Source organism: Devosia insulae DS-56 (assembly GCF_000970465.2).
In the GTDB taxonomy this organism is placed as follows: domain Bacteria; phylum Pseudomonadota; class Alphaproteobacteria; order Rhizobiales; family Devosiaceae; genus Devosia_A; species Devosia_A insulae.
In genome coordinates, this window is record NZ_LAJE02000099.1 from 1 (window position 1) to 6,507 (window position 6,507).

The 6,507-nt window shown below is 66.3% G+C and carries 7 protein-coding genes; all 7 read left to right on the forward strand.

Features of this window, described 5'->3' with window-relative positions; translation table 11 throughout:
- The first annotated feature begins 149 nt into the window (after positions 1-149).
- Positions 150-3,029 (forward strand): monovalent cation/H+ antiporter subunit A, encoded by a 2,880-nt coding sequence (locus tag VW23_RS06700; RefSeq protein ID WP_280138973.1) that lies wholly within the window; start codon positions 150-152, stop codon positions 3,027-3,029.
- Entirely contained in the window at positions 3,020-3,355 is a 336-nt protein-coding gene (locus tag VW23_RS06705) for a Na+/H+ antiporter subunit C (protein ID WP_069908809.1), read from the forward strand. The genes VW23_RS06700 and VW23_RS06705 overlap by 10 nt, the downstream gene beginning before the upstream one ends.
- On the forward strand, positions 3,355-4,944 hold the full coding sequence (locus tag VW23_RS06710; protein WP_176730346.1) for a monovalent cation/H+ antiporter subunit D: 1,590 nt from the start codon (positions 3,355-3,357) through the stop codon (positions 4,942-4,944). The genes VW23_RS06705 and VW23_RS06710 overlap by 1 nt, the downstream gene beginning before the upstream one ends.
- Positions 4,941-5,426 (forward strand): Na+/H+ antiporter subunit E, encoded by a 486-nt coding sequence (locus VW23_RS06715; RefSeq protein WP_069908811.1) that lies wholly within the window; start codon positions 4,941-4,943, stop codon positions 5,424-5,426. The genes VW23_RS06710 and VW23_RS06715 overlap by 4 nt, the downstream gene beginning before the upstream one ends.
- Complete coding sequence (locus VW23_RS06720) at positions 5,423-5,704, forward strand: K+/H+ antiporter subunit F (RefSeq protein WP_069908812.1); 282 nt, start codon at positions 5,423-5,425, stop codon at positions 5,702-5,704. Before VW23_RS06715 ends, VW23_RS06720 begins: the two co-directional genes overlap by 4 nt.
- Positions 5,701-6,051 (forward strand): monovalent cation/H(+) antiporter subunit G, encoded by a 351-nt coding sequence (gene mnhG, locus VW23_RS06725; RefSeq protein ID WP_069908813.1) that lies wholly within the window; start codon positions 5,701-5,703, stop codon positions 6,049-6,051. Before VW23_RS06720 ends, mnhG begins: the two co-directional genes overlap by 4 nt.
- Before the next feature lie 62 nt (positions 6,052-6,113).
- Positions 6,114-6,479: a winged helix-turn-helix transcriptional regulator gene (locus VW23_RS06730; protein ID WP_069908814.1), complete on the forward strand. Its 366-nt coding sequence runs from the start codon at positions 6,114-6,116 to the stop codon at positions 6,477-6,479.
- Positions 6,480-6,507: the final 28 nt, after the last annotated feature.

The following is a 6,507-nucleotide window of genomic DNA, read 5'->3' on the forward strand; positions in this document are numbered from 1 at the left end:
ATCTCCGACTGCACGTTCTGGGTCCCCAACCGGACAAGCTGCCGCACCGACAAATGGTGCACTTTCCAACCGCCTCGTCCGCACCTATACCCGATGCACACACTTGAGCTGGGGACGGGACGCTGCCGGGATTTTCGCCTGACGTCGCATTGGGAGCACTATGTGCCTTGCCATTTCTGGCATGCGTCCTCGCCTATGCGCTGCAGGGTCGATTAGCCTCAGGAGCGGTGTATGTCACCGGCGGCGTCGCGGCCCTGCTGTTCCTCGTCACCCTGCTGCTGTTCCCGCAGGTTTCAGCAGGCGACGCACTGATCTACCGGATCGAGTGGATCCCGCAGCTCGGTCTCAACCTGACACTGCGTATGGATGGCCTCGCCTGGCTGTTCTGCGTGCTGATCACCCTGATCGGCCTGCTCGTCGTGCTCTATGCGCGCTACTACATGTCACCGAGGGATCCGGTGGCGCGCTTTTATGCGCTGCTGCTCGCCTTCATGGGGGCGATGCTGGGGCTCGTGCTCTCCGGCAACATCATCCAGCTCGCTGTGTTCTGGGAGCTGACCAGCCTCGTCTCGTTCCTGCTCATCGGCTACTGGTACCATCGCGGCGATGCGCGCGATGGCGCCCGCATGGCGCTGATCGTTACCGGCATGGGCGGGCTGGCGCTGTTCGTCGCCATGCTGCTGATCGGCCATATCGTCGGCAGCTACGAGCTCGACGCTGTGCTGGCCTCGGGCAGCACGCTGGTCGATAGCCCGCTCTACCCGGTGACGCTGATCCTGTTCCTGCTCGCCGCTTTCACCAAGAGCGCGCAGTTCCCGTTCCAGTTCTGGCTGCCCAACGCCATGACGGCGCCGACCCCGGTTTCGGCCTATCTCCATTCGGCCACCATGGTGAAGGCCGGGGTGTTCCTCCTCACCCGCTTCTGGCCGGTGATGTCGGATTCCGAGCTCTGGTTCGCCATCGTCACCTATACCGGCCTCGCGACGCTGATCTTCGGGGCGGCAGCGGCCCTGTTCCAGCGCGATCTCAAGGGCCTCCTCGCCTATTCGACCATCAGCCATCTCGGTCTCATCACCACGCTGCTTGGCATGGGCACGCCGCTTGCGGCAGTGGCGGCGATCTTCCACATCGCCAACCACGCCACCTTCAAGGCCTCGCTGTTCATGGTGGTGGGCATCATCGACCACGAGACCGGTACCCGCGACGTACGAAAGCTCAGTGGGTTGTGGCGGTTCATGCCGTTCACCGCCACCTTCGCCATCATCGCCAGCGGCGCCATGGCCGGGGTGCCGCTGCTCAACGGCTTTCTGTCGAAGGAAATGTTCTTCACCGAAACGGCGGAGTTCCACCCCGACATCTTCGTCAACTATTCGCTGCCGATCGGCGCGACCATTGCCGGCATGCTGAGCGTCGCCTACTCGATCAAATTCGTGCATGGCGTGTTCTTCGGCCCGCCGCCGACCGAGCTCGACCGGGTGCCGCATGAGCCGCCGGCGCTGATGCGCCGGCCGATGGAACTCCTGGTGGTGGTCTGCCTTGCCGTCGGCATCATCCCCGGCATCACCATCGGGCCGTTCCTCGCTGCGGCAGTGCATTCGGTGCTCGGCGCCGACACGCCCTATTACAGCCTCTCGGTCTGGCATGGCTTCAACTGGCCGCTGCTGATGAGCCTCCTCGCCATGCTCGGCGGCGTGGTGATCTACGTGCCCTATTACCGGCGCTTCCGCGACGTCGACGGGCTGCCGTTCCTCACTCGCTTCCGCGGCCAGCGTATCTTCGAGCGCCTGCTGCTCAACGCCACCAACAAGTGGGCGCGCAGCTTCATCGAGCTGTTCGGCACGCAGCGGCTGCAGCCGCAGATCTTCATCGTCGTGCTGCTGGCGCTCCTTGCCGGCGTCGCCGCCGGCTGGGCCCGCATGGGCAACCTGCCGCTGCCGGAAAGTCTCGATCCGGTGCTCGGCCTCGTCTGGCTCGTGGGCGGCATCAGCGCCATCGCCGCCGCACAGCAGGCCAAGTTCCACCGCCTCGCGGCAATGATCCTGATGGGCGGCGCCGGGCTCGCCACCTGCATCACCTTCGCCTGGCTGTCGGCGCCCGACCTGGCACTCACCCAGCTGCTCGCCGAAATCGCCACCACGGTGCTGATCCTGCTCGGCCTCCGCTGGCTGCCCAAACGCCTGCCGGTGCCGGAAGACCTGACGCTGAAAATGCGACTCAGGCGCCTGCGCGACGTCGGCCTCGCGGTGTTGGTGGGGCTGGGCGCCGCCCTCTTGAGCTACGCCGTCATGACTCGCAGCGCCCCACTGGGCATCTCGGAGTTCTTCCTCGAGAACGCCTACATCCAGGGTGGCGGCACCAATGTGGTCAACGTCATGCTGGTGGATTTCCGCGGCTTCGACACCATGGGCGAGATCACCGTGCTCGGCGTCGTGGCGCTCACCGTGTTCGGCCTGTTGCGCCGCTTCCGGCCAGCCGTCGACAGCGCCGAGCGGCCCGAGCAGCAGCGCCTGCTCGATGGCAGCGCCGACGGCCAGCGCGTCGCCGACGATTTCCTGCGCATCCCCTCGCTGATCATGAGCTGGCTGTTCCCGGTGGTGATCCTCATTGCCATCTACATGCTGCTGCGCGGCCACGACCTGCCGGGCGGCGGCTTCATCGCCGGCATCATCATGTCGCTGGCCTTCATCCTGCAATACATGGCGCACGGCACCCGCTGGGTCGAAGAGCGGCTGCGCGTCCTGCCGGTGTTGTGGATCGGCTGGGGGCTCGGGCTCGCCATGCTGACCGGGCTCGGGGCGATGGCGCTCGGCGCGCCGTTCCTCACCTCGGCCTTCGCCTATGCCGAAATCCCGCTGCTCGGCAAAATCCCGCTGGCGACCGCCCTGCTGTTCGACCTGGGCGTCTTTGCCCTGGTGGTCGGCGCCACCGTGCTGATGCTGATCGCGCTGGCGCACCAGTCGATCCGCCGGCCCAAACCCGCCGGATCGGCCAAGCCGCGGGAACGCGAGGGGCTGGCGAAATGGAACTGATCCTCGCCGCCGCCATCGGCGTGCTCGTCGCCTCCGGCGTCTACCTGATCCTTCGCCCCCGCACCTTCCAGGTGATCATCGGGCTGTCGCTGATCTCCTATGCGGTCAACCTGTTCATTCTCGCCATGGGCCGGCTGCGCATGGATGCGGCGCCGATCCTCGATGGGGCGAACGCCAACCCGGTCGACTATGTCGATCCGGTGCCCCAGGCCTTGGTGCTCACCGCCATCGTCATCGGCTTTGCCATGACGGCCTTGTTCCTCGTGGTGCTGCTGGCCGCCCGTGGCCTCACCGGCAACGACCATGTCGACGGGAAGCTCGACTGATGGCCGAGCTCAACCACATCGCCATCCTGCCGATCCTCGTGCCGATGGCGGCGGTGATCGCCAACCTGCTCTTGGGCAACCTCAGGCCCATCAGCCGGGTGCGGCTCAACCTCGCCTTCAGCGTCGTGCTGCTGCTGGTTTCGATCCTGCTGCTGGTGGTGCTGGCACGCTCGGATGGGCACCTCGCAGCAGTCTACCCGCTCGGCAACTGGCCGGTGCCGTTCGGCATCGTCCTGGTCGTCGATCGGCTGGCGGCGGTGATGGTGCTGGTCACCTCGATCCTGTCGCTCGCGGCCCTGCTGTATGCCTCGGCGCGCTGGCATAGCCGTGGCAGCAACTTCTTCCCGCTGTTCCATGCCCTGACCATGGGGCTCAACGGCGCCTTTTTGACCGGCGACCTGTTCAACCTGTTCGTCTTCTTCGAACTGCTGCTCGCCGCCTCCTACGGGCTGACGCTGCATGGCGGCGGCCGCAACCAGGTGAAAGCGGCGCTGCACTACATCGCCATCAACCTCGTGGCGTCGTTCCTGTTCCTCATCGGGGTGGCGCTGATCTACGCCACCACCGGCACGCTCAACATGGCCGATATCGCCCGCGCCGTGCCGCTGATCGCCCCCGATGATCGCGGGCTGTTCGATGCCGGCGCCGCGGTGCTGGGGGTCGCCTTCCTGATCAAGGCCGGCTCCTGGCCGCTGCATTTCTGGCTGCCGCGCACCTATTCCTCGGCAGCACCACCCGTCGCGGCGCTGTTCGCGGTGATGACCAAGGTGGGGTTCTACGCAATCCTCAGGCTCTGGACCCTGATCTTCGCCAACGCCTCAGGCCCGGAACTGGCGTTCGGGCAGAACGTGCTGCTGGTGCTGGGGCTCGCGACCATCGCCTATGGCAGCATCGGCGCGCTCTCCAGCAAGGCGCTCGACCGGCTGGCGAGCTACCTGATCCTCGTCTCCGCCGGCACGCTCCTGCTGGCCGTCGGCTACAACGCGCCCGGAGTGACCAGCGGCGCGCTCTATTATGTGGTGGCCGCCACCCTCGCGGCCGGCGCGCTGTTCCTGCTCAAGGATGTGATCGACCAGATCCTGCCGGCCGAAGCCCAGGTGCTGGCGGTGTCGCTCGAGATTTACGGCGACGAGGAAGAGGCGCCCGATGACAGCGACGAGGTGAGCCGCACCCTGCCCGGCGCCGCCACGCTGGTCAGCTGGTGCTTCGCTATCGCGGCGCTGATCATGGCCGGTTTGCCGCCGCTCTCCGGGTTCGTCTCGAAATTCGCCATGATCTCGGCAGCGCTCGGCGCCGGGCCGACCGCCGCCACCTGGTGGTTCATCGCGGCGCTGATCGGTTCGGGGTTCCTGGTGCTGGTGGCGATGGTGCGCAACGGCATCAACATCTTCTGGACCTCGCTGCCCGACAGCGACGTGCCGCGGGTCCGTACCGCCGAGATCGTTCCGATCGTCGTGCTTCTGGCGCTCTGCGTGCTGCTGGCGCTGGCCGCCGGGCCGGCGATGGCGTTCTTTGCCGAAACGGCGGCGTTCATCCACTCGCCGCAGGGCTACGTCGATGTGGTGCTGCCCCAGGGGACGACGCCATGAGACGGCTGTTCCCCCACCCGGTGCTGACTGGGGTGCTCATGGTGATGTGGCTGGTGCTGCAGCAGTCGATTGGGCTCGGCCAGATCCTGCTTGGCGGCGCCGTCGCCACCGCCGTATCGCTCGCCGCCAGCCCGATCCTGCCCGAGCGCGTGCGGTTCCGTCGCCTTCTCAGCCTGTTGCAGCTGGTGGCGGTGGCCGGCATCGACATCATCCGCTCCAACATCGCGGTGCTGCTGATCCTCATCAACCCGCGGGCCGAACCCTCAGCCGGCTTCATCAAGATGGAGCTGCAGTTGACCAACCAGTTCGGGCTGGCGGTGCTGGCCTGCCTCCTCACCGCGACGCCGGGCAGCGCCTGGCTCGAGTATGACGGCGAGCGCAACACCGTGCTGATCCACGTGCTCGACCTCGCCGACAAGGACGAATGGATCGCCACCGTCAGGCACCGCTACGAGCGGCTGTTGCTGGAGATTTTTCAATGAGCCAGATGATCCTCGACTGGAGCCTTTTCGCCAGCCAGCTGATGCTGGGCGTCGGCATGCTGGCATCGCTCTACCGCATGGTGCGCGGCCCTCGCGCCCAGGATCGGATCCTGGCGCTCGACGCGCTCTATGTCGTCGGCCTCTTACTGCTGGTGACGCTCGGCATCCGCACCGGCTCTACGATCTATTTCGAACTCGCCATGCTGATCGGCCTCCTCGGCTTCGTCGGCACGGTGGCGCTGGCCAAGTTCCTGATGCGCGGCGAGGTGATCGAATGATCGACGCGCTGCCGCTCTGGCTTGCCATCCTCGTCTCGGTTTGCGTCGTCGTCGGCGCCGGGCTCACCATGGCCGGCTGCCTCGGCCTCGTCCGCTTCCCCGATTTCTACCGCCGCATCCACGCCCCCACCATGGGGACCAGCATGGGCGGCGGGCTGATCCTCCTGGCTTCGGCGATCTTCTTCACGGTGACAGGGCAGCGCCTGGTGATCCACGAACTGGTGATCTTCCTGTTCGTCACCGTCACCACGCCGGTAACGCTGATGCTCCTGGCCCGGGCCACGCTGTTCCGCGATCGCATCGAGGAAGCGCGGGAGACGCCGCCGTCCGACGAGGCAAAGGACTGACTGCAAGCCTGTCGCAAGCTTGCCGATGCAAGGTGCTCCGGTCGTGAATCGAGGTGCCGAAAATGACCAAGCCAGACGTAACCATCGTCCGTGAAGTGTTCGACCTGACCGGCGCGCGCTGGACCGTGCCGGTGCTGGTGGCGCTGGAAACCGGCCGGCTGCGCTTCGGTGAAATCGCCCGCGATGTCGGCGGCGTGGCGCAGAAACAGCTGGCGGCGACGCTCAGGGAACTGGAGCGCGACGGCTTCGTCGAGCGCACCGCTTTTGCGACCATTCCGCCGCGGGTCGAGTACGAACTGACCGAATTGGGCGAGGAACTGGTCGGCGGGGTGAAGCGGCTCGGCTCGATCGCTTTCAACAACCGCGACCGTATTGCGACGGCGCGTAGGCAGTTTGCCGAGCGGGCGGAGGGTTCGGTCGGGATGTAGCGGAGCTCCCCTCCCCCTTGAGGGGAGG

What these genes read in the sequence shown, in the direction of transcription:
- VW23_RS06705 (WP_069908809.1), top strand. Translation starts at nt 3,020, where the DNA reads ATGGAACTGATCCTCGCCGCCGCCATCGGCGTGCTCGTCGCCTCCGGC.
- mnhG (WP_069908813.1), top strand. Translation starts at nt 5,701, where the DNA reads ATGATCGACGCGCTGCCGCTCTGGCTTGCCATCCTCGTCTCGGTTTGC.
- VW23_RS06715 (WP_069908811.1), top strand. Translation starts at nt 4,941, where the DNA reads ATGAGACGGCTGTTCCCCCACCCGGTGCTGACTGGGGTGCTCATGGTG.
- VW23_RS06710 (WP_176730346.1), top strand. Translation starts at nt 3,355, where the DNA reads ATGGCCGAGCTCAACCACATCGCCATCCTGCCGATCCTCGTGCCGATG.
- VW23_RS06720 (WP_069908812.1), top strand. Translation starts at nt 5,423, where the DNA reads ATGAGCCAGATGATCCTCGACTGGAGCCTTTTCGCCAGCCAGCTGATG.
- VW23_RS06730 (WP_069908814.1), top strand. Translation starts at nt 6,114, where the DNA reads ATGACCAAGCCAGACGTAACCATCGTCCGTGAAGTGTTCGACCTGACC.